At 70.9% G+C, this 19968-nt stretch carries 19 protein-coding genes and 1 pseudogene; 11 read left to right on the top strand and 9 right to left on the bottom strand.

The annotated features are described in order from the left end of the window. The first annotated feature begins 143 nt into the window (after nucleotides 1-143). Nucleotides 144-1463, top strand: coding sequence for a cation:proton antiporter (locus tag ACWD0J_RS15285; protein WP_451496273.1), 1320 nt, complete (start codon nucleotides 144-146; stop codon nucleotides 1461-1463). Nucleotides 1464-1662: 199 nt separating this feature from the next. On the opposite strand, the pseudogene ACWD0J_RS15280 reads toward ACWD0J_RS15285, so the two are convergent. Beyond that, nucleotides 1663-2106: pseudogene (locus ACWD0J_RS15280) on the bottom strand (hypothetical protein); the annotation flags it as partial. A 310-nt stretch (nucleotides 2107-2416) separates the two neighbouring features. Between ACWD0J_RS15280 and ACWD0J_RS15275 the strand changes: the two are divergent. The 4 genes from ACWD0J_RS15275 (at nucleotide 2417) to ppk2 (ending at nucleotide 5309) form a co-directional block, all read left to right on the top strand. After that, nucleotides 2417-2833 carry a DUF6153 family protein gene (locus ACWD0J_RS15275; protein WP_451496272.1) on the top strand — a complete coding sequence of 139 codons (417 nt, stop codon included), beginning with the start codon at nucleotides 2417-2419 and terminating at the stop codon, nucleotides 2831-2833. A gap of 97 nt (nucleotides 2834-2930) precedes the next feature. After that, complete coding sequence (locus ACWD0J_RS15270) at nucleotides 2931-3596, top strand: DUF305 domain-containing protein (protein ID WP_451496271.1); 666 nt, start codon at nucleotides 2931-2933, stop codon at nucleotides 3594-3596. Nucleotides 3597-3630: 34 nt separating this feature from the next. Then, the gene (locus ACWD0J_RS15265; protein ID WP_451496270.1) at nucleotides 3631-4134 is read left to right on the top strand and encodes a hypothetical protein; all 504 of its coding nucleotides are present in this window, start codon (nucleotides 3631-3633) and stop codon (nucleotides 4132-4134) included. Nucleotides 4135-4310: 176 nt separating this feature from the next. After that, a complete protein-coding gene (gene ppk2, locus ACWD0J_RS15260; RefSeq protein WP_451496269.1) occupies nucleotides 4311-5309 on the top strand; it encodes a polyphosphate kinase 2 in 999 nt (332 codons plus the stop codon). Between the two features lie 245 nt (nucleotides 5310-5554). Here ppk2 and ACWD0J_RS15255 read toward each other — a convergent pair whose 3' ends face one another. From ACWD0J_RS15255 to ACWD0J_RS15240, 4 genes are all read right to left on the bottom strand, one after another. Then, the gene (locus ACWD0J_RS15255) at nucleotides 5555-6118 is read right to left on the bottom strand and encodes a hypothetical protein (RefSeq protein ID WP_451496268.1); all 564 of its coding nucleotides are present in this window, start codon (nucleotides 6116-6118) and stop codon (nucleotides 5555-5557) included. A gap of 321 nt (nucleotides 6119-6439) precedes the next feature. Beyond that, a complete protein-coding gene (locus ACWD0J_RS15250; RefSeq protein WP_451496267.1) occupies nucleotides 6440-7162 on the bottom strand; it encodes a VOC family protein in 723 nt (240 codons plus the stop codon). 207 nt (nucleotides 7163-7369) lie between these two features. Further along, a complete protein-coding gene (locus tag ACWD0J_RS15245; RefSeq protein WP_451496266.1) occupies nucleotides 7370-7987 on the bottom strand; it encodes a TOPRIM nucleotidyl transferase/hydrolase domain-containing protein in 618 nt (205 codons plus the stop codon). 319 nt (nucleotides 7988-8306) lie between these two features. Beyond that, the gene (locus tag ACWD0J_RS15240) at nucleotides 8307-9392 is read right to left on the bottom strand and encodes a hypothetical protein (protein WP_451496265.1); all 1086 of its coding nucleotides are present in this window, start codon (nucleotides 9390-9392) and stop codon (nucleotides 8307-8309) included. 230 nt (nucleotides 9393-9622) lie between these two features. Here ACWD0J_RS15240 and ACWD0J_RS15235 point away from each other — a divergent pair, with 230 nt between their 5' ends. Continuing rightward, the gene (locus ACWD0J_RS15235) at nucleotides 9623-10498 is read left to right on the top strand and encodes an NAD(P)H-binding protein (protein WP_451496264.1); all 876 of its coding nucleotides are present in this window, start codon (nucleotides 9623-9625) and stop codon (nucleotides 10496-10498) included. 192 nt (nucleotides 10499-10690) lie between these two features. Here the strand turns inward: ACWD0J_RS15235 and ACWD0J_RS15230 are convergent, their stop codons facing one another. Continuing rightward, a complete protein-coding gene (locus ACWD0J_RS15230) occupies nucleotides 10691-12376 on the bottom strand; it encodes a ribonuclease J (protein ID WP_451496263.1) in 1686 nt (561 codons plus the stop codon). A gap of 262 nt (nucleotides 12377-12638) precedes the next feature. On the opposite strand from ACWD0J_RS15230, the gene ACWD0J_RS15225 reads away from it, so the two are divergent. The 4 genes from ACWD0J_RS15225 to ACWD0J_RS15210 all read left to right on the top strand — a co-directional run bounded on the left by ACWD0J_RS15225 (nucleotide 12639) and on the right by ACWD0J_RS15210 (nucleotide 16964). Further along, entirely contained in the window at nucleotides 12639-14168 is a 1530-nt protein-coding gene (locus ACWD0J_RS15225) for an FAD-dependent monooxygenase (protein ID WP_451496262.1), read from the top strand. A gap of 335 nt (nucleotides 14169-14503) precedes the next feature. Continuing rightward, nucleotides 14504-15235, top strand: a complete 732-nt coding sequence (locus ACWD0J_RS15220; RefSeq protein ID WP_451496261.1) for a GAF and ANTAR domain-containing protein — start codon at nucleotides 14504-14506, stop codon at nucleotides 15233-15235. Nucleotides 15236-15479: 244 nt separating this feature from the next. Next, nucleotides 15480-15911, top strand: coding sequence for an NfeD family protein (locus ACWD0J_RS15215; RefSeq protein WP_451496260.1), 432 nt, complete (start codon nucleotides 15480-15482; stop codon nucleotides 15909-15911). Between the two features lie 3 nt (nucleotides 15912-15914). After that, a complete protein-coding gene (locus ACWD0J_RS15210) occupies nucleotides 15915-16964 on the top strand; it encodes an SPFH domain-containing protein (protein ID WP_451496259.1) in 1050 nt (349 codons plus the stop codon). 187 nt (nucleotides 16965-17151) lie between these two features. Here the strand turns inward: ACWD0J_RS15210 and ACWD0J_RS15205 are convergent, their stop codons facing one another. The 3 genes from ACWD0J_RS15205 to ACWD0J_RS15195 all read right to left on the bottom strand — a co-directional run bounded on the left by ACWD0J_RS15205 (nucleotide 17152) and on the right by ACWD0J_RS15195 (nucleotide 18400). Further along, the gene (locus tag ACWD0J_RS15205) at nucleotides 17152-17298 is read right to left on the bottom strand and encodes a hypothetical protein (protein ID WP_451496317.1); all 147 of its coding nucleotides are present in this window, start codon (nucleotides 17296-17298) and stop codon (nucleotides 17152-17154) included. Next, nucleotides 17241-17651, bottom strand: a complete 411-nt coding sequence (locus ACWD0J_RS15200; RefSeq protein ID WP_451496316.1) for a hypothetical protein — start codon at nucleotides 17649-17651, stop codon at nucleotides 17241-17243. Before ACWD0J_RS15200 ends, ACWD0J_RS15205 begins: the two co-directional genes overlap by 58 nt. 275 nt (nucleotides 17652-17926) lie before the next feature. After that, entirely contained in the window at nucleotides 17927-18400 is a 474-nt protein-coding gene (locus ACWD0J_RS15195) for an ATP-binding protein (RefSeq protein ID WP_451496258.1), read from the bottom strand. 377 nt (nucleotides 18401-18777) lie between these two features. Between ACWD0J_RS15195 and ACWD0J_RS15190 the strand changes: the two genes are divergently transcribed. Beyond that, the gene (locus ACWD0J_RS15190; RefSeq protein ID WP_451496315.1) at nucleotides 18778-19959 is read left to right on the top strand and encodes a PP2C family protein-serine/threonine phosphatase; all 1182 of its coding nucleotides are present in this window, start codon (nucleotides 18778-18780) and stop codon (nucleotides 19957-19959) included. Nucleotides 19960-19968 lie beyond the last annotated feature (9 nt).

Raw genomic sequence — 19968 nt, 5'->3', positions numbered from 1 at the left:
GTACCGCCGAAGTGGGTACGCAGGCTGAGGCCAAGATCGCGTCGGTCACCTGCGGGCAGGCGGAATGTGGTGATGACCGGCCGCCCTTCGTGCGGGACGCGCGCGGTCACTCGGTGGTGTGGCGGAAGGACAGGCGCAGCTCAGTGACGATTGCCGATGCCGTGTTCGCGTGGTTGGGAGTGGGTGCGCTGCTCGCGGCAGTGCTGCCCCGAGTGGTGGCCGGGCGACCGCTGTCGCTGCCCCTGGTCTTCCTGATGGGCGGCATGTGCGTGTACCTGCTGCCCCTGCCCTTGCCGGTGATCGACCCGGTGGATGACCGGCTGCTGACGGAGCACGTCACCGAGATCGGCGTGCTCATCGCGCTGATGGGCGCCGGGCTGGCGCTCAACCGGCCCGTCGGCCGGCGCCGATGGGCCACCACCTGGCGGCTGCTGGGCGTCACGATGCCGCTGACCGTGGTGATCACCGCGCTCGTGGCGTGGTGGCTGCTGGACTGGCCACCCGCCGCCGCCTTGCTGCTGGCCGCCGTCCTCGCGCCGACCGATCCGGTGCTCGCCTCCGAGGTGCGGGTGGGGGAGCCCACCGAGGACGAGCACGATGAGGACGAGGTGCGCTTCGCCCTCACCAGCGAGGCGGGCCTCAACGACGGGCTGGCCTTCCCTCTGACGTACGCGGCCGTGGCCCTGGCCGCTGCCGCGGGCAGCGGCTGGTCGGCCGACTGGGTCGGTGCCTGGGTGGCGGAGGACCTCGTCTACAAGTGTGTCGTCGGGGTGCTGAGCGGATGGCTGAGCGGCCGGCTGCTGGGCTGGCTGTTCTTCCGGCCCCGTTCGCCGGCGCTGCGGCTGTCCGAACACCGCGAGGGCTTCGTCGCGCTGGGCGCCACGTTCCTGGCGTACGGGGCGACCGAGCTGGTGGGAGGCTACGGCTTCCTCGCCGTGTTCACCACCGCCTGCACGATCCGCGCGGCCGAGCGTGCCCACGGCTTCCACAATGTCCTGCACGACTTCGTCGAGCAGATCGAGCGCCTGTTCACCGCGGCGGTGCTGTTCCTGCTGGGCGCCTTCATCGCGCTGGGCGGCCTGTCCGCCCTGACCTGGCGGGGTGCCGTCACCGCGCTGGTGGTGCTGCTGGTGATCCGGCCGTTGTCCGGGTGGGCCGGGCTGCTCGGGGGCCGGGTGCGGGGCCGGGAGCGCTGGGTGGTCGCGGCCTACGGCATCCGGGGCATCGGTTCGCTGTACTACCTCGCCTACGCGTTCGGACAGCACGACTTCCCGGTGCCGGAGCGGGAGTTGTGGGCGGTGGTGACGTTCACCGTCCTGGTCTCGGTCGTGCTGCACGGCGTCACGGCGGGGCCGGTGGTCTCCCGGCTCGACCGGCGACGTACTGCCGAAGCCCGGCGTCCGGAGGAAACAGACGGAGACGAAGAGGTGAGCGGCACACGGTCCGGCCGGCCGGGAGAGTGAACACGCCGAAGGCTCCGCAACCCGGGCCCCCGGCAGGGCGGTTCAGGCGCCGCGCACTGCTCTGCTGATCCTTCTGGTCTGGTCGAGTGCGGGGATCAGGGCTCCGGCAGCCGAGGTCCGGGCGGTCGGTCTCCAGCGGGGCTTCACGGTCCGGCAGGCAGCGCAGGGACACAGGGACATCCGCTCGGTGACGGTGCCTTCACGTCAGGGCGGATAGCGGCGCCACCCACCGTTCGGGCGTGAGTGTTCCACGCTCGGTTGGTGCTTGGTTGGTGCTCGCCTGCTTGGTGGGCGTCATCTGACCGGCAGCGTGCTGACGTGCGCCAGCGCGGGCTGGGTGCCCGTCAGGCCGCAGCGCGGCCAGGACCGGTCCACCGGCCAGACCCAGACCGAGTGAGACCTCCGTGGCGATGTACGCCACGGCGCGAGCCGCCCGGTCCACGGACACCACGGTGTGGGCGGCGGCGAGCCAGGCGTACCCGCCGTCGGACGACGGCGAAGGCGCGAGGCTGGTGACCGTGTACGCCGCGAGGTGGTAGAGCAGTGCCTGCTGGGCGAGGTCCGAGCGTCCGGCGACGGCCACCGGCATCAGCAGGCGGCCCGCTTGGTTGATCGTCGACCAGGCGGGCAGCCGCTTGACGTCCTGCTGGAAGAACGCGCTCTGGTTGCCGAGCGTCGTGGACGCGGCCGCGTGGACGGAGACGAGCGCGGGTCAGGGCAGCGCGCTGTCCGCGAAGACCGCGCGGGCGAGACGGAGAGGGCGGCGAGGGCCCCGATCTTCGGGGCGCCGGTGAGCAGGTCCCGGCCCCGGTCGGTGCAGACGATCGTGCGGTCGTCGTGGTGCCTGCCCGCTCGTCGTCTCCGGGCGACGGGACCGGGTGTATCGCCGTCCGTGTCCGCTCCGGTGGCGCCCGTGACGCGAGGAACCCTTGATCCATGCTTACGATGTGGCCGTGACCCGCCCCGGACAGCGCACCCGACCGCACCGCACGACGCGGTCCTGTGGGTTGCTCGTGGCCGCTCTGCTGCTGGGTCTGCTCGGGATGCACGGCCTCGGGCCGGTCCCCGCGCTCCACGATCCGGCGGCACACGACCGGACGGTGGTGACCGCGCACGCGGCTGTCGTGCTGTCGATGCCGGGTGAGTGCGGGCACGGCGAGGGCGGCTGCTCGGGCCACGTGGCTCATGCGGACCCGACCTGCGCCTCCGCTTCCGTCTCCGGGACTCCCGTGGTGGTGCCGGTGCTGCAGCCCGACGTGGCGTCCTGCGCCGGGCCGGCGCAGGACGTGCGGACGTCTCCGGGCGGCAGCGGGCCCGACGGTGGCAGAGCCCCGCCCTCACTCTCCGAACTCCAGCTCCTGCGGATCTAGAACGGCCCGCACGCCGCCACCCACCGCTTCGGGTGTGGCGCCGTGCTTCGGCATGCCCTTCAGCAGATCCGGAAGATCAGAACGCAGGAGCTCCACCATGACTGCACAGCGCAGACTCATCCGTCGTGTCGCCCTCGCCACCACCGCCGGCGTGGCCGCTCTGGCACTGGCCGCGTGCGGCGGCGACAGCGACAGCGGCGGTCACGACGCGGGGGCGATGACCTCCGAGTCCGCCGGCCCGTCCGCCGCCTCCTCCTCTCCCTCCTCGGCTTCCGCCGGGGCCGGGGTCGGCGAGCACAACGACGCCGACGTCGGCTTCGCCACGGAGATGATCCAGCACCACCGCCAGGCCGTCACGATGGCCGAACTGGCCGACAGCCGTGCTTCCTCGCAGGAGGTCAAGGACCTCGCCACGAAGATCAAGGGCGCGCAGGATCCGGAGATCAGGATCATGTCCGGCTGGCTCGCCGCGTGGGGCGAGGAGGTCCCCGAGGACATGTCCGGCATGGGCCACGACATGTCGTCCGCCATGCCCGGCATGATGAGCGGCGAGGACATGGACAAGCTGGAGAAGGCGTCCGGCACCGAGTTCGACGAGATGTTCCTCACGATGATGGTCCAGCACCACGAGGGTGCCGTCGAGATGGCGAAGGCCGAGAAGGCGGACGGCGCGTACGGTCCCGCCACGAAGCTCGCGGACGACGTCATCACGGCCCAGACCGCCGAGATCGAACAGATGAACAAGATGCTCGGCAAGAGCTGACACATCGCCCTGACCCGGGACAGTGGGGCCGGCCATGTCCGACACGGCCGACCCCACGGCCGGCCCCACGGTCGGCCACACCGTCGGCCTCGGCAGTCACCTCGGCAGCGGCCCCGGCCTCGGTCTCCGGGCGTCGGAAGGCCCGTACTGCTCCGTGGTCGTGGAGCGGGTGAAGCCGGGCGAGAAGGTGTCCCGGGTGAAGAGCCGGACCTGTTCCGACGACAGGACGACGGCGGCGACGATGAACAGCAGCGCCGCAACCAAGCTCATCACCTGGTACCAGCACGCCGGATTCGACGGCGGCATGACCCACGTGTACGGGGACTACGGCCCCTGCGACCGGTCGGGCTACGTCCTGGACGCCGGAATGTCGCGCTACATGATCTCCTCGTTCGAGACCTACAACAACTGCGACGGGCAGATGGCCGCCCTCAACGACGACCCCAACCCGGTCTACTACTACGGCTACGCCACGGAATACGTGGGCGACCGGGCGAACGACAACATCGGCTACTTCAAGGTCTGGGACGCCCTCTAGAGCGGCCTGAGCAGGGCTGTCGGCCGCAGCGGACGGGGGCGGGCCGGCCGCGGCGGCAGCCCGCCGGCCGAGCCCGCCCCGGGGTGGCGGCACCTGTGCGCAAGCTCGCTGTCGCCGCGCGAGGTTCGTCCGCGATCCCCCGGGAACTGGGAGGGAGGCAAAGGAGGGCGGTAGTGATGACTGACCACGAGGATGTGGCGGAGGCGCGCGAGGCCGACGAGGGCGGGGCGGAGACGGAACTGCTCGACGGACTGCGCGTCAACGAGCAGCGTCCGGAGCGGCCGATCCTCCTCAACGCCGACGGCAGTCCCCTGGAGACGTGGCGGGAGAACTATCCCTACGACCGCAAACTGCGCCGGGGCGAGTACGAGAAGGCCAAACGGATCCTCCAGATCGAGTTGCTGAAGATGCAGCGCTGGGTGAGGGAGACCGGGCAGCGGATAGTCGTGCTCTGCGAGGGCCGGGACGCGGCCGGCAAGGGTGGCACCATCCAGAGATTCACCGAGCGGCTGAACCCCCGAGGCGCCCGCGTGGTGGCGCTGGAGAAGCCGACCGAACGGGAAGCCGGGCAGTGGTACTTCCAGCGCTACGTCGCTCATCTGCCGGCGCGCGGGGAGATCGTCTTCTTCGACCGCTCCTGGTACAACCGCGCGGGTGTCGAGCGCGTGATGAACTTCTGCACGGACGCCGAGTACCAGCACTTCCTGGAGCAGGCGCCGATGTTCGAGAGGCTGCTCACCGACGACGGCATCCTGCTGATCAAGTTCTGGTTCTCCGTCTCCCAGTCGGAACAGCGGACCCGTTTCGCCATCCGGCAGGTCGACCCCGTACGCCGCTGGAAACTCTCGCCGACCGATATCGCCTCCCTCGATCTCTGGGACGACTACACCACCGCGAAAGTCGACATGTTCCGGGCCACGGACACCGTGCACGCTCCGTGGACCGTGGTGAAGAGCAACGACAAGCGGCGTGGCCGGCTGGAAGCCATGCGTAGCCTGCTCGACCGCTGTGACTATCCGGCCAAGGATCACGTGGTCGTCGGGAAGCCCGATCCACTGATCGTCGGCGCCGCGGACACCCTCCTGGAGCCCGGCGAAGAACAGACGGACCTCTCACCGACACCGCTCGCCGGCCACGGCAACGGACCGGGCCTGCACCCGGAGCGCGAGGACTGACCTGGCACCGCCCAGGAAGCCGCCCACGGCGCGGGGAGGGGTCTTCCACGGCCAGCTCGACCGCGATGGTCAGGAGCGCGGAGGGGGAGAGCTCGCCGGGGCCGGTGAGCCGGTCGACGGGGGGTCGGCTCACCGCGGGGCCGGGCGATGCGGACGCGGCGGTGAGAGCGGTCGGCGATCTCCTGCACGGGCGGGAGGCGGCGGGCGAGTTCGGCGGGCTCCTGGAACGTCGCCGGGGCGTCGGTTCAGCCGAGACTCGCGAAGGCGTCGGAGACGGCACCGGGACGTCCTGGCCGGAGGAGCTTCTCGAAGACGGTCAGGACCAGTTCGTCCGTCTCATCCAGCACGTGGTGGTCGGCGCGGATGACGTGCCCGATGTGCGGGCGGGAGCCGTGTCTGCGGAAGGAGGCGATGCGGGTGCCGTCCCGCACGGCCTCGGCGCGCTTCCCGCCGGTGTGCAGGAATGAGTAGTGCCGGCCACGCACGAGAGCACGACCGGTCTTGTCCCGGCGGCGGCCACTGGCCGCGCCGTCGCTGACGAAGGCGTGCTCGTCATGGGGCCGCAGGGAGATCGGCGTGGGTTCACGGGCGGGGGCGGGCAAGGACGGCCCGTTCGTCTCGAAGGCGCGGCTCTTGTCCGCGTTCATCCGCGAGGCGAACCGGCCCGTGAAGGACTGGACGGGCTCTGTGGCGACGGACGCGTGAACGCGGCCGGCGGGGTCGATCACATCGACGCGGGTGCGTGCTTCGTCGGCCTCGACGCGCCAGCCACTGCGGGTGGGCTGACGCCAGAGGGGGATGTCCGTCATGGCCACAGCCTGTCAGACGGCCGTGACGGGCCGATCACCAGGCCGCTTCCGCAACAGCTCACCCCACCGTCAAGGCGGCACTATGCCCCCGGGGAACCCTGCTCGCCCTTCGGCAGCGGCTCTGATCCCGACGGACAGCATTCCCCGCACCCCAGGCCGGATGAGCCTGGCCGGTGGCCGGTGGCCGGTGGCCGGTGGCCGGTGGCCGGTGGCCGGAGCCGGAGGCAGCGCTCGCCGTGGTCGACCACGAGGTGAGAGCGACCCGTGGTTGCCGTCGCGGACGGCGCGGTTCTCGGCGTCACCGCCTCCGCGCCGGTCCCGTCATCGGGGGGTCAGCACACAGAACTCCTGGCCATCGGGATCGGCCATCACCACCCGACCGACCTCACCCTGGCCGATGTCGGTCCGAGTCGCCCCGAGGGAGACGAGCCGGTCGGCCTCCGCTTGCTGATCACCGTGGACAGGGGGAGCGAGGTCGAAATGGAGCCGGTTCTTCCCGGTCTTCGGGCTCACCGGCGGACCGCCCCACGTGATCTTCGGACCGCCGTGCGGCGAGCGGATCGCGGTCTCCTGGTCCTGGTCCCAGACCAACGGCCAGTCCAGCGCCCGGCTCCAGAAGTACCCGACGTCCTGCGAACCGTCGCACGCGAGCGCGCCGATGAACCCGCAGTCGGCGAGGAACTCGTTGTCCGGCCCGATGACGCAGAACTCGTTGCCTTCGGGATCCGCGAGCACCACATGGCCCTCCTCCGGCAGTTGACCGATGTCGATGTGCCGGGCACCGAGTCCGAGCGCCCTCGCCACAACCTCCTGCTGGTCGTCGAGGGACGTGCTCGTCAGATCGAAGTGCATCTGGTTCGGTCCTGTCTTCTGCTCCTGGGCCGGCAGAAATCTGATCCGGAACCCGGTGTCGTCACTCGGCAGGAGCACGAGGCCGTCGGAGGAGCCGTCGGCCGACTCCCAGCCCAGGAGGCCGCCCCAGAACCGCGCGAGACGGGGCGGGTCGTGTGCGTCGAAGCAGAGCGCGTGGAGGTGAGAAGTCATGGGGCGGTATCTCCGATCCGCTGACGCGCTGTCCCACCCGCCGATCGGCCAGGGCAGTCCGCCGGCAAGAAGGCTGTTTTCCAGGCATGTCACGGGCTGAAGCCTGTTTCCAGGTAAGGGCTGGAGCCTGCCCAGACGGCACCATCCGGTCAACTCATTAATGCTCCGCGCTCACACACGGCCGTCGCCGTGTCTCCGTAGCCCATGTCACAGGCTGGCGAGGAGGTCGTCGAGCGGGGCGGGCGCCTGCTCGGGGCCGAGGGCCTCGACGAGGAGGCGGCCGTAACGGATCTTGCGGCCCTTCTTCGTGCCGAGGAAGCGCCGCAACTGCTGGTGCCGGGGCCGACCGTGGTGTGCGGGCTGGTGCAGGAAGGTCTGCCAGGGGCGCAGGTCGCCCTCGGCCTGGACGATCTCCTCGACCCGAGCCGTGCCGAGCGCGCGGATGAGCTCGTCCTCCAGGTCCGTCACGCACACGAAGATGTCCCGGCGTGACGCTCGCGCCCGTGTCAGGCCGCGGTCGTAGAAGCGCTGTTCGCCCTCGTCGCACAGTCCGGTCAGCCGCAGGCCGAGGCCCGACGGCCCGAGCAGGCCGGCGTAGCGGCCGACGCTCATCGCTCCTCCCATCGGCACGACGCACACCCCCTCGGCGGCCAGGTCCCGGCCGCGCCGTGCGGCCAGCGCCTCGACGGCGGCGAGGTCGCTCGGCCCTTCGAGCAGTACCGCTGTCCGCACCCTCAATTGCACAGCCAGATCACTCGCCGAGCCGCCGGGACCACCGGTTGCCCAGCCGCTCACCTCGTCCCGGAACGCCCGCATGTCCGCCATGGAACGAGTCTGCACCTCCCCCGACGGCACGGCACGGGATTATTCGACGGCCTCGCTCGTCACGACCGGCGCCCTGGTCCCTGGGCAGCATGCCGAGCGGGACGAAGCGTCCGCCTGTTCTTCGCCCGGTGCGCGGGCGTGGAACCGCCTCCCACGGCCGCGATCGCACGCCTGGGCGCCGCACACAGCCATCTGCCCGATGCCTTTGGGGAGTTGACCGCCCCGTGCTGACCCGTCCGGCGGGCCGGGCGGCGGAGTGCTCCCCGGACATCGGCCGCCCGGCTGTCCGGCTGTCCGGCTGTCCGGCCGTCCGAACGGGTCAGGCGGTCAGGGGTCGCCACCGGTCTTCCCGCGCGGGGTCGACACTGCTGAGCCACACCAGCGTCCCACCGATGAGGCCGGGCTTGTCCCGCGTGGCCAGGGCCGGGGCTTCGAGCATGTCGGCAGCCTCTTCCAGGTAGGTGACCAGTGTGTCGAGCTCTTCGCCGGGGGCCTCCTGGTAGCGGGACCAGGGGCCGAGGTAGCCGGTGGCGGCGTCCAGGTACAGGCCCGAGGTGTGGTCGGCCGGACCGAGGGCGACGACCGGAATCCAGGTCGGTTTCCACACGGTGATCCGCTCGTACTCGGGGCGGTTGGCGTTCAGGGTGTCCTCGTGGGCCTGGGAGTCCATCCTCCTGCGGTAGGCGGCGGTCACGGCGTCCAGGGACATCAAGGCCCGGTTGCCGGGCAGGCAGCCCCAGCCGCCGGCCCCGTCGTCACCCGAGGTCAGGAGCCACAGGACACGCAGTTCGACGGGTATCCGGAAGCCGAGGTCACCTTCCAGGGCGGCGAGGGCGGCGGGGCCGGCACCGACGCGGAGCGCGGCGTAGGAGTCGGGGGCATGATGCTGGAGCCAGCGGGTGATGCGATGCCAGGCGTCGGCGACTTCCCGTGCGGTGAGCGCGGCGGCAGCAGGGTCGACAGGCTGCTCCTGCTTCTGCTTATGCTCCTGCTCTCGGTTCCCCTCCGGTTCCTGCTTCTCGTCGCGGGCGTGCGCGGAGGGCTCGGTGGAGGGGGCCGCTCTCAGGAACCGGATCTCGATCCGGTCCGGCTCGCGGATGTAGCCGACGGACAGGTCGGGGCAGTCGTCGAACATGTCGCCGTCGATCGTCACGTTCAGGATGCCGGGCAGTCCTGACGGCCGGCCCATGTCAGGGTTGTCGGCCAGTTGGCCGGCCAGGGCCTTCAGCGCGTAGGGAACGTCTGCCCCGAGCCGGGCGGCGGTGTCGTGTACGTCCGGCTGGATCTCGACCTGCACAGCCTGGTGCTCCTCGTTCGTCGGATGGAGGGCGGTGTCCCGCACACAGTAGGACGCCCACCCACGCCGGCGGGTGGTGCGGATCATGCCCACGTGGTTCGTGATCACCGTGTCGTGCTCGCCGTCGTCGGGCTCGGCCTGGCGGCGAGCCGCGGACGGCGATGAGAGGACGGCGATGAGAAGACGGCGATGAGAAGACGGCGATGAGGCGTCGGGACTCGGCGCACGCACCACCCCCGGCGTCTACGGGCGGCCCTCGCCTGCGCCCCGGGCCGCGCTGACCGGGGAGATGCTCCGGGCGGACAGAACCTGACCGCAAGCCCTCCTACGGTCGTGGCATGACTCAGACGCCGCAGAACATTCTTGTCACCGGTGCCACCGGAACCGTCGGCCGCCAGGTCGTCGCCGAACTGCTCGCCCGCGGCCATGGGGTCCGCGCCCTCACCCGGGATGCGTCGAGGGCCGCCTTCCCGGAAGGCGTCGAGGTCGTCCAGGGCGACCTGACCGCACCCGACAGCCTGGCCCCGGCCCTCGAGGGCGTCACCGGCCTGCATCTGATCACTTTCGGCGGCCCGTACTTCGCCCCGCTGGAGACCGGCCCGCGGGTTCTGGAGCTGGCCCGCACGGCCGGTGTACGCCGGGTCACCGTGCTGCATGGCGGCGGGCCGTCACCGCTGGAGGACGTCGTGCGTGCCGACGACGGTGTGGACTGGACCGTGCTCATGCCGGTCGAGTTCATGGCCAACGCCCTGGAGTGGGCGGACGGGATCGTGGCCTCGGACGAAGTCCGCGAACCGTTCGTCGCCCGGCTGAGCGCCATGGTCCACGAGGGCGACATCGGCGCCGTCGCCGCGGTCGCGCTCACCGAGGAAGGGCACGCGGGCCAGGAGTACGTGATCACCGGCCCCGAACTGCTGACCGTCGGCGACAAGGTGGCGGCCATGGCCGCCGCCCGGGGCCGGGAGATCGCCCTGGTCGAACTGACCGAGGAGCAGGCCGTCGCGCAGTGGCGGGCGGCGGGCCGGCCGGAGGACCTGATCGGCTTCCTCCTCGAGGTGTACGCGAACACCCCGGAAGTGGGCCGTACGGTCCTCGACACCGTTGAGAAGGTCACCGGCCACCCGGCCCGCGCCTTCGCCCAGTGGGCCGCGGAGCACGCGGACACCTTCATGGCAGCCGACCCCGCGGCAACGGGTCCCACGGTCACCGCATAGCCCGTGCACGGCCCGTACACGGCCCGGGGACGGTTCGGTGGCCGCTGGCCGCCGGCCATCTGACCCTCCGGGAAGTGCTGGCACCGGCACCCAACGCCGTGCGCAGGCACAGGCGTGGGTGCTGGTACTGGTGCAACCAGGTGCAGTTGCGACACCGTTCAGCCGTGGGCCAGACCAGACCAGGCCGGCCGGTCAGGCGTCGATGATCACGGGGATGATGAGGGGCCTGCGGCGGTGGGTCCGGAACGCCCAGTTCGCCACGGCACGGGCGATGAGCTGTTCGAGCTGGTGCGCGTCGCCCACGCCTTCCTGAGCCGCGGTGGCCAGGGTCTTCTCGATGACGGGGATGACCGGCTCGAAGGTGGCGTCGTCGTGGACGAATCCGCGCGCCAGGAAGTCGGGGGTCTCGGCCAGGGCGCCGGTGTCCGCGTCGACGATCGCCACCACCGTGACGACGCCTTCCTCGGCCAGGGTGAGGCGGTCCTTGAGGGACGCCTCGGTGGCGCCGCCGACCTCCATGCCGTCCACGTACACGTTGCCCGCGGGCACCTTGCCGGTGATGGTCGCCCGGCCGTCGACGAGGTCGACGACGACGCCGTCCTCGGCGATGACCACCCGCTCGGGATCGACGCCGGTACGGATGGCCAGGTCGCCGTTGGCCCGGAGGTGGCGCCACTCGCCGTGCACGGGCATGACGTTGCGGGGCTTGACGATGTTGTAGCAGTAGACGAGCTCACCGGCGCTGGCGTGCCCGGAGACGTGCACCTTGGCATTGCCCTTGTGGACGACGTTGGCGCCCCATCGGGTCAGCCCGTTGATCACCCGGTAGATGGCGTTCTCGTTGCCGGGGATGAGGGAGCTGGCGAGCAGGACGGTGTCGCCCTTGCCGACGCGGATCACGTGGTCGCGGTTGGCCATCCGGGACAACGCCGCCATCGGCTCGCCCTGGGACCCGGTGCACACCAGCGTGATCTTGTGGTCGGGGAGCTTCTCCAGTTCCTTGGTACTCACGACCAGGCCGCTCGGCACCTTCAGGTACCCGAGGTCGCGGGCGATGCCCATGTTGCGGACCATGGAGCGGCCCACGAAGGCGACCTTGCGGCCGTGCTGGTGCGCGGCGTCCAGGACCTGCTGGATCCGGTGCACATGGCTGGCGAAACTGGAGACGATCACCCGGCGCGGGGCGGTACGCATCACCTGTTCGATCGCCGGGTTCAGTTCACGCTCGGAGGTGGTGAATCCGGGGACCTCGGCGTTGGTGGAGTCGGTGAGGAAGAGGTCGACGCCTTCCTCGCCCAGGCGGGCGAAGGCGCGCAGGTCGGTGATGCGGTCGTCCAGCGGGAACTGGTCCATCTTGAAGTCGCCGGTGTGCAGCACCATTCCGGCGGCGGTGCGGATCGCGACCGCGAGACCGTCCGGGATGGAGTGGTTGACCGCGATGAACTCGCAGTCGAAGGGGCCGAACTTGCGCCGGTCGCCCTCGCGTACCCGCACTGTGCGCGGCCTGATGCCGTGCTCCTTGAGCTTGGCCTCCAGGAACGCCAGGGTCAGCTTCGAACCGACGACGGGGATGTCGGAGCGCTCGCCCAGCAGATACGGCACGCCTCCGATGTGGTCCTCGTGCCCGTGGGTGAGCACTACGGCGACGATGTCGTCCAGGCGGTCCCGGATCGAGGTGAAGTCGGGAAGGATCACATCGACGCCGGGCTGGTTCTCCTCGGGGAACAGCACGCCGCAGTCGACGATGAGCAGCTTTCCGGCGTGCTCGAAGACTGTCATGTTGCGGCCGATCTCACCGAGGCCGCCCAGCGCGACGACCCGCAGCCCTCCCTTCGGCAGGGGCGGGGCGGCGGTCAGCTCGGGGTGTGGATGACTCATACCTTGACGCTACCGGAGAGGTTCACCAGTGATCCATTACCTGGGCGTTCTCTTGTCCTGATTGTCAGAGTATCGCCGAGAGTGTCTGAGGTCATCTGGACGTCAAAGGGGTCGCTGCCCTGCCTCGGGGCCGCGGGACAAGGCCACTATCGGCCAGATCGCCCTCGGCAGGGGCGGCTGCGTCTGGGTCGACGAAGCGAGGTCCGGACAGCTCGCCCCGTCGGAAACGGCCCCGTCGGCGAGCGCCCCCTACCGTGGGTCCATGACGCCGCCTCTGGACGTGCTGGTGGTCGGTGCGGGACCCACGGGGCTCGCGCTCGCCGCGCAGCTGCGCGGCCATGGGGCTGCCTTCCGGATCGTCGACCGCTCCCTCGACCGGGTCCACGAATCGCGCGCGCTGGGCATCCAGCCGCGCACGCTGGAGGCGCTCGCCGGCTTCGGGGTGACCGATGAGCTGGTGGCTCGCGGCAACCCCGCGGTGCGGCTGCGGATGCAGCTGCCGGGGCGGGTGGTGCGGATGCCGTTGTTCGACATCGGGCTGGCCGACACCGCGTACCCCTTCCTGCTGTTCCTCTCGCAGGCCGAGACCGAGAGCGTGCTGGCTGAGTACCTGGCGGGGCGGGACGTCGCCGTGGAGCGCGGCACGGAGCTGGTGCGGCTGGAGGACACGGGCTCGTCCGTACGCTGTCGGCTCCGGCGCGGCGACGGCCCGGAGGAGATCGTGGACGCCCGCTACGTCGTGGGCTGCGACGGCGCGCACAGCACGGTACGCGCGCAGGCGGGCATCGGCTTCCAGGGCTACGCCTATCCGCAGACCTACCTGCTCGCCGATCTGGAGGTCGACGGTCTGGAGCCCGGGGCCGTGAACACGTACATGACCGGGTCCGGGATGCTGTTCTTCTTCCCGCTCGGCTCGCCCGCCACCTGGCGGATGCTCGCCGTGCGGCCACCGGGCGCCCCGGACTCCGAGGTGACGCTGGGGCTCCTTCAGGAGGTCGCCGACACCTACACCACGGACCGGCTGGAGCTGCGGGACCCGGTGTGGACGACCGCGTTCCGGCTCCACAACCGAGGCGCCGTCCACTACCGCTCGGGACCCTTCTTCCTCGCCGGGGACGCGGCCCATATCCACAGCCCCGCCGGCGCCCAGGGGATGAACACCGGCATCCAGGACGCCCTCAATCTGGGCTGGAAGCTCGCCCTCGTGTGCCGGGGCAGGGCACCGGAGGAGTTGCTGGAGACGTACGAGACCGAGCGGGCCCCGGTCGGCCGCGGCGTGCGCCGGTTCACCGACCGCGCCTTCACGATCGGCACCAGCGGCAACCCCGTCATCCGCCTCGCCCGTGCCCGGCTCGCCCCCCGTCTGGCCCCGTTGGCGCTGCTCGCGAGCGGCCCACGGAAGCGGCTCTTCCGTACGGTGTCGGAGCTGGCCGTCCACTATCGGCGCAGCCCCGTCACGGTCGCGGGCTCCCGGTGGCCGGGGCGCGGTCCTCGGGCAGGTGACCGGCTGCCGGATCTGCCGCGCGGGCTCCAAGCGCGGACCGCGGGGCCGGGCTGGCACCTGCTCCTGTCCGGGCCGCCGGCGACCTGGCCGGATGAACGGCTCGCCTCCGTCGTGGGCGGACGGGACGACCTGATCGGCGTGCACCGCCTCGGCCGGAGGAGCCCCTGGCAGACCGAGGCGCAGGCGCTCGTACGCCCTGACGGCTACCTCGGCTACGTCGCCCGCGGAGCGGACCTGGCCGGACTGCGCGCGTACCTCGACCGCTGGCTGCCCGCACGGCACGGCTGATCCGCGCGGGCGCGCGGGCGGGACGGACACGCTGGACTTCGCTTTCTCGCCAGGTGTCCCGGCCGCAGGCGATCGGATCGGCGTGGACGGGGTAGTCGGAGGCATGTTCTTCTTCAGCAACCGCGTGGGGTGCCTCGGTTCCCTGCTCATCAGCGCACTGGCGACGGGCATCCTCATCCTGCTCCTGAACCGCTGAGGGGTGAGGCCGATGCCGTACTCGTCCTCCGTGGCCGCGCGCCGTCCACCGGTGACGCCTCCGGCGCCTCCGGCGACGCGTCCGGCGGTACGTCCTGTTCCGCTGTGTCCGCCCGGCAGCACGGCGGGCCGGAGCACGGATGACGGCCGGGGAGCATGGCGCGCCACGGGATGAGCGGGACGCGGCCCGGATGGTGGCGGATGCCGCGTCGCAGGCGGTGCCCGCAGAGCTCCCGCGGCGTCTGTGCGCAGCGGTGTGCGAGGCCCTCGGCGCGGACGGAGCGACGTTGGCGCTGCTCACCGACACACCGTCTCGCCAACTGCTGGCCGCCTCCGACGACATGGCACTGCGGCTGGAGCAGATCCAGTTCACCGTTCTCGAAGGCCCGTGCATCAGCGCCGCCGTCGAGGGCGAGCTCGTGGTGGTGGACGACCTGCACCGGCAACCGACCCCCTGGCCGCTGTTCGGCGCGACCATGCGGGAGCAGTTGCCCGAGGTCGGGGCGGTGTACGCGTATCCCTTGTACTTCGGCGACTACGTCCTCGGCACACTGGACGTCCTCGGTTGCCGTCCTCGCGCTCTGAGTGAGGAAGCCGCAGCGCAGGGACAGGGTGTGGCGGACGCGGTGGCGGATGCCCTGCTGCCGGTCCACACGAAGCTGCTCAAGGGACACAAGGCGCCCGACTGGGAACCCGCGGAGGTCGTCCGCGCCCACTGGTTCGACACCTTCCGCGCCATCGGCGTGCTGGCCGCCCGTCAGGGGGTGGCTCCCGAGGACGCCCTGGCCCTCATGCGGGCCCGCGCGTTCGGGACGGGACAGACTCTGTCCGACATCACAGCGGACATCCTGGGCCGGCCGTCCGCCTCCTGAAGTCCGCTGCGCCGGGAACGCGCGGCGCCCCACGCTTCGTCCTGCGCAGGGGGGTCCTATTTTCTCGGGGCGGGTAAAGTTACCTTAAAGGGATGATGCAGTCGCCCTGGGGATCATTTCGCCGACGCAGCCCCGCGCTTCCGGCGGACGTCTCATTTCTCGGGGATACGTGATTGTCCCGTTCGGCGACCTTGGGTGATCGTCCAGCCATTCGCGCACCCGTACCGGTCAGGAGGGGCCAGAAATGGATCCATGGCTGATCTGGTTGATCGTCGCCGGGGTGTTGGCCGTGGCGGAGATCTTCACGCTCACCGCCGCGCTCGGCATGCTGGGAGCGGCCGCACTGGTCACGGCGGGATTCGCGGCGGCCGGGTTGCCGCTGCCCTTGCAATTCCTGGTGTTCACCATCGTCTCCACAGCCACCGTGCTGTTCTTGCGTCCCCTCGCACTGCGCCACGTCCTGCAGCCCCAGGTGGAGAGATTCGGCGTGGAGGCACTGGTCGGCAAAGCGGCCTATGTCGTCTCCGAGGTGACGGGCCTGGGCGGCAGGGTCCGGATCGACGGGGAGGAATGGACGGCCCGCGCCTACGACGAGACGCTGGTGATCTCTCCGGGAACGACCGTCGACGTCATGGAGATCAGCGGCACGACCGCACTCGTCTATCCCCGGGAGTGAACCATGGAAGTTTCGGCGTTCCTCATCGCCGGTCTGATCGTCGCGCTGATCGCGGTGTTCACCGTGGTACGGGCGGTGCGCATCGTGCCGCAAGCCCGCGCTCGGAATGTCGAACGGCTCGGCCGCTACCACCGGACACTGAAACCCGGCCTCAGTCTCGTCATTCCCTATATCGACCGTGTCCATCCGGTGATCGATCTCCGGGAACAGGTGGTCTCCTTCAAGCCGCAGCCGGTGATCACCGAGGACAATCTGGTCGTCGAGATCGACACCGTCCTGTATTTCCAGGTGACCGACCCGCGAGCGGCTTTCTACGAGATCGCGAATTTCCTCCAGGGAGTCGAGCAGCTCACCGTCACCACCCTGCGCAACGTCGTGGGATCCATGGACCTGGAGAAAACGCTCACCTCGCGCGACACCATCAACAGCCAGCTGCGTGGCGTACTGGACGAGGCCACCGGCAAGTGGGGGCTGAGGGTCAACCGGGTGGAGATCAAGGCCATCGATCCGCCGCAGTCCATCAAGGACGCGATGCAGAAGCAGATGCGGGCCGAACGGGACAAGCGGGCCGCGATTCTCGGAGCCGAGGGGCAACGCCAGTCGCAGATCCTCACCGCGGAAGGCGACAAGCAGGCCGCTGTCCTTCGCGCGGAGGGCAACCGTACCGCTGCGATCCTCCAGGCCGAGGGCCAGTCCCGGGCCATCGACGAGGTGTTCCAGGCCGTGCACCGCAACGACCCGGACCCCAAGCTGCTCGCCTACCAGTACCTCCAGATGCTGCCCCAGCTCGCGCAGGGCTCAGGCAGTACCTTCTGGGTGATCCCCAGCGAGATGACCTCGGCACTGCAGGGGGTGTCGCGCGCCTTCAGCGAGGTGCTGCCCCAGTCACCGGCCACCCGCGAGAAGCCCTCCGACGACGAACGGGCCACCAAGGCCGCCGACGACGCGGCGCAGGCCGCGGAAGCCGCCGCCGCTGCCGTCGCCGACGCGGCCAAGGCCGACGGCGTCACCTCCGCAGCCCTCCCGGCCCGGCCCGTCGCCGACGGCGTCTGACCCGCACCGGGCATCGTCGGCGCACGGACCGGCTGGGAGCGGGCCGGGCAGCCCGCTGTCACGAAGGTCCGCTGCGGACCGGGAGTTCGTCCCTCCGGTGCCGACCGAGTCGGTGCGGGCCGTTTCCCGGCAGGCAGCCGTCGCCCTCCAACGCCCCTGATGCCGACGGGACGTGCCACCGCGAGTCCTAGCGTTTCGACGGCCCTTCGGCGCCCGGATCCCGCCCTGTGGGGCGGAGTTCGGGGATGGTGGGGGACTGGCCGGTGAGATCGGTGGTCATCCGCGTGCACAGCTCCCGGAGCTTGATGTTGCGGTGCTGGGAGGCGGCGCGCAGGATGCCGAAGGCCTCCCGGGCGATGCACCGGCGCTGGCCCATGACCCCTTGAGGGCCTGATCGATGACGCTGCGGGACCGCATGGCGGACTGCCGCTGGTCGGCGAACTCCTGGGTCTCGCTGATGCGCTGGGCCAGGGCGATACCGCCGGTGGCCCGGTCGGCCAGGGAGCGCAGGGCGGTGAGGTCGGTGTGCGCGAACGCGTGCGGCGGGCCGACGTACAGGTTGAGGGCGTCGGCGGTGTGCGTGTGGGGGGCGATCGGCAGGGAGACGGAGGAGCGGATGCCGCAGGCGGCGGCGTAGGCGGGGTAGTCGCCCCGGCGGCTCTCCTCCAGCATGTCGTCGACGGTGATCTCCTGGCCGGTGCGCAGGGACTGCAGGCAGGGGCCGTCGTGCTGGCCGTACTGCTTCTCGTCCAGCTTCGGCGCAGACGCTCGCCGACGCCGCCCTGGAGCTGTCCGACGCCGAGGGCGCGGGAGTGACGCTGGAGCGCGAGGGCCGGCCCGTCAGGTGGTCAGCACAGGTCCCCCGGCGACACCGCCGGCGGGCCACTGTCCGGCGCCGGTCCATGGCCGGCGCGGTGTGACCTCCGCTTCCCGTGCTGCTCCGGCGGCACTGCCCGGCCGGCTCACGGATTGTGCCCGGCGAGATCCCCGCCAGGGTCGTCCGCGAGCATGACCGCGGCCGTCATACGCTTGCCGACCGGCTCCCGGTGCACCTCGAAGCTCTGGCACACCGCCATGACGATCTCCAGACCGTGCTGGCCCACCCGGCCCGGCTCGGTGGCCGCGGCCACCGGCAGCGTCGGGTCACTGTCCCAGACCGTGACCGTGACCCGCCCGCCGGACACCTCCAGATCGAGCAGGCACGGACCCGGCGCGTACTTGCAGGCGTTCGTCAGCAGCTCGCTGACCACCAGCTGGATGATCTCCATCGCCCGGCTGGACACCGGAAGGCCGTGGAGGGCCTGCAGGCGCACCAGGAACGTGCGGGCCGTCTCACGACCCTGGGCGATGTCACCGGGAACGCCTTCATAAGCCGCCGAGACCCTGATCAACTCGTCGCGTACCAGGGAACTGTCCTTGCGGGCAGCCTCGTCCATGCGATCCGCCCGCTTCCTGAGCTGTGACCGTTACGTCAGCCGTCTACCCCCAATGTCGTGGAACACCAGCACGTCCGTGGGAAAAAGCGGCACAGCCACACGGGCGGAGCAATGGGGCGCCCGACCCGGTACCGCGTAGCCCGTAGGTGCCGCCCGTCGGATCGCGCAGCGGTTCGTTCACCGTGGTTCCGCCCGCCGCCGGAACGCGTGTGATGCGTGAGGACGGGTACGCGGTGGAGCGGCCGGGAGGGGCCAGTGACGGTCGATCTGCCGTGCGGCGCGCATTGTGCCGGAGAGCGGCGGCCCGCGGGGCTGCCGGGTGAGGGGTGTGAGGTGTGGCTGCTGAAAGGCTGGGCGCGGCGTCACTGGTCCGGCTGATGCAGGCCAGCCATGTCGCGACGCTCGAGCAGCTCCCGGACATGATCGCCGAGCACGCCGCCGCGTTCGGCGTGCGTGACACGGCTGTCTTCGTCGTGGACCTCCGTGAGACGGTGCTGCGCCAGCTCACCGGCGCGGGGACGGGCGCAGGCGACGGCGGGCAGGAGTTCACCGTGCGGGGCAGCCTGCCCGGCCAGGCCTATCAGCGTGTGGAACTGCTTCCCGAACAGGACAGGACGGGTGACAGTCCGAGCGGCCGGCGGTGGTGGGTGGCGATCACCGACGGCGTGGAGCGCCTGGGTGTCCTGCGGGGCGAGACCGACACCGACGGCGAACCGGTGCGTCAGGCGCTGCGTGACCTGGCGTCGATGACGGCCCTGCTGCTGCTCAGCAAGCGCTCCTTCAGCGACTCCTACGCCCGCCTGGTGCGCACCGAGCCCATGAACGTGGCCGCCGAGATGCAGTGGAACCTCACCCCGCCGACCGCCTACGCCGGACACGGCGCCACCGTGGGCGCCGTGATGGAGCCCGCCTACCAGGTCGGCGGGGACGCCTTCGACTACGCGGTGGCCGGCAGCACCCTCCACCTGAGCGTTTTCGACGCCATGGGCCACGACACCACCGCCGGGATCACCGCCAACGTCGCCGTGGCCGCGTGCCGCAACGCCCGCCGTCAGGGCGCGTCACTGACCGAGACCAGCCGGCAGGTGGAGGACACCCTCCTCCAGCAGTTCGGAACCAGCCGGTACGTCACCGGGATCCTCGCCGACCTGGACATGAGGACCGGCCGGCTCACCTGGATCAACCGCGGCCACCCTCTGCCGGTCCTGCTGCGCCGTCATCGCTGGACCACCGAACTGGACTGCCCGCCGGCCGGCCCCATGGGCGCCGATCTCGGCCTGCCGGTGACCGAACGCAGCGAGCAACTGGAGCCCGGTGACCGCCTGTTGCTGTACACCGACGGAGTCATCGAGGCCCGCGACGCCCAGGGCGGGCAGTTCGGCCGGGAGCGGTTCACCGACTTCATCCTGCGGCACCACTCCGGCGAGCACACCCTGCACGAGACGCTGCGCCGCCTGATGGCAGCCGTGCTGGAACACCACGACGGCAAGCTCGACGACGACGCCACCGTCCTGCTCACCGAGTGGCGCGCCGGCCACCAGCAGAGGCTGATCCCGTGAGCGGCCCCG

Source organism: Streptomyces sp. NPDC003011, from assembly GCF_053591515.1.
Note: the sequence above shows the minus strand (reverse complement) of the source record. Positions and strands in the feature narration are given on the sequence as shown.

Excerpts from the sequence above, each read along its gene's own strand:
- ACWD0J_RS15210 (WP_451496259.1), top strand. The coding sequence starts at position 15,915 with ATGGAAGTTTCGGCGTTCCTCATCGCCGGTCTGATCGTCGCGCTGATC.
- ACWD0J_RS15230 (WP_451496263.1), bottom strand. The coding sequence starts at position 12,376 with ATGAGTCATCCACACCCCGAGCTGACCGCCGCCCCGCCCCTGCCGAAG.
- ppk2 (WP_451496269.1), top strand. The coding sequence starts at position 4,311 with ATGACTGACCACGAGGATGTGGCGGAGGCGCGCGAGGCCGACGAGGGC.
- ACWD0J_RS15190 (WP_451496315.1), top strand. The coding sequence starts at position 18,778 with ATGCAGGCCAGCCATGTCGCGACGCTCGAGCAGCTCCCGGACATGATC.
- ACWD0J_RS15245 (WP_451496266.1), bottom strand. The coding sequence starts at position 7,987 with ATGGCGGACATGCGGGCGTTCCGGGACGAGGTGAGCGGCTGGGCAACC.
- ACWD0J_RS15195 (WP_451496258.1), bottom strand. The coding sequence starts at position 18,400 with ATGGACGAGGCTGCCCGCAAGGACAGTTCCCTGGTACGCGACGAGTTG.
- ACWD0J_RS15255 (WP_451496268.1), bottom strand. The coding sequence starts at position 6,118 with ATGACGGACATCCCCCTCTGGCGTCAGCCCACCCGCAGTGGCTGGCGC.
- ACWD0J_RS15215 (WP_451496260.1), top strand. The coding sequence starts at position 15,480 with ATGGATCCATGGCTGATCTGGTTGATCGTCGCCGGGGTGTTGGCCGTG.
- ACWD0J_RS15250 (WP_451496267.1), bottom strand. The coding sequence starts at position 7,162 with ATGACTTCTCACCTCCACGCGCTCTGCTTCGACGCACACGACCCGCCC.
- ACWD0J_RS15235 (WP_451496264.1), top strand. The coding sequence starts at position 9,623 with ATGACTCAGACGCCGCAGAACATTCTTGTCACCGGTGCCACCGGAACC.
- ACWD0J_RS15220 (WP_451496261.1), top strand. The coding sequence starts at position 14,504 with ATGACGGCCGGGGAGCATGGCGCGCCACGGGATGAGCGGGACGCGGCC.
- ACWD0J_RS15225 (WP_451496262.1), top strand. The coding sequence starts at position 12,639 with ATGACGCCGCCTCTGGACGTGCTGGTGGTCGGTGCGGGACCCACGGGG.
- ACWD0J_RS15270 (WP_451496271.1), top strand. The coding sequence starts at position 2,931 with ATGACTGCACAGCGCAGACTCATCCGTCGTGTCGCCCTCGCCACCACC.
- ACWD0J_RS15265 (WP_451496270.1), top strand. The coding sequence starts at position 3,631 with ATGTCCGACACGGCCGACCCCACGGCCGGCCCCACGGTCGGCCACACC.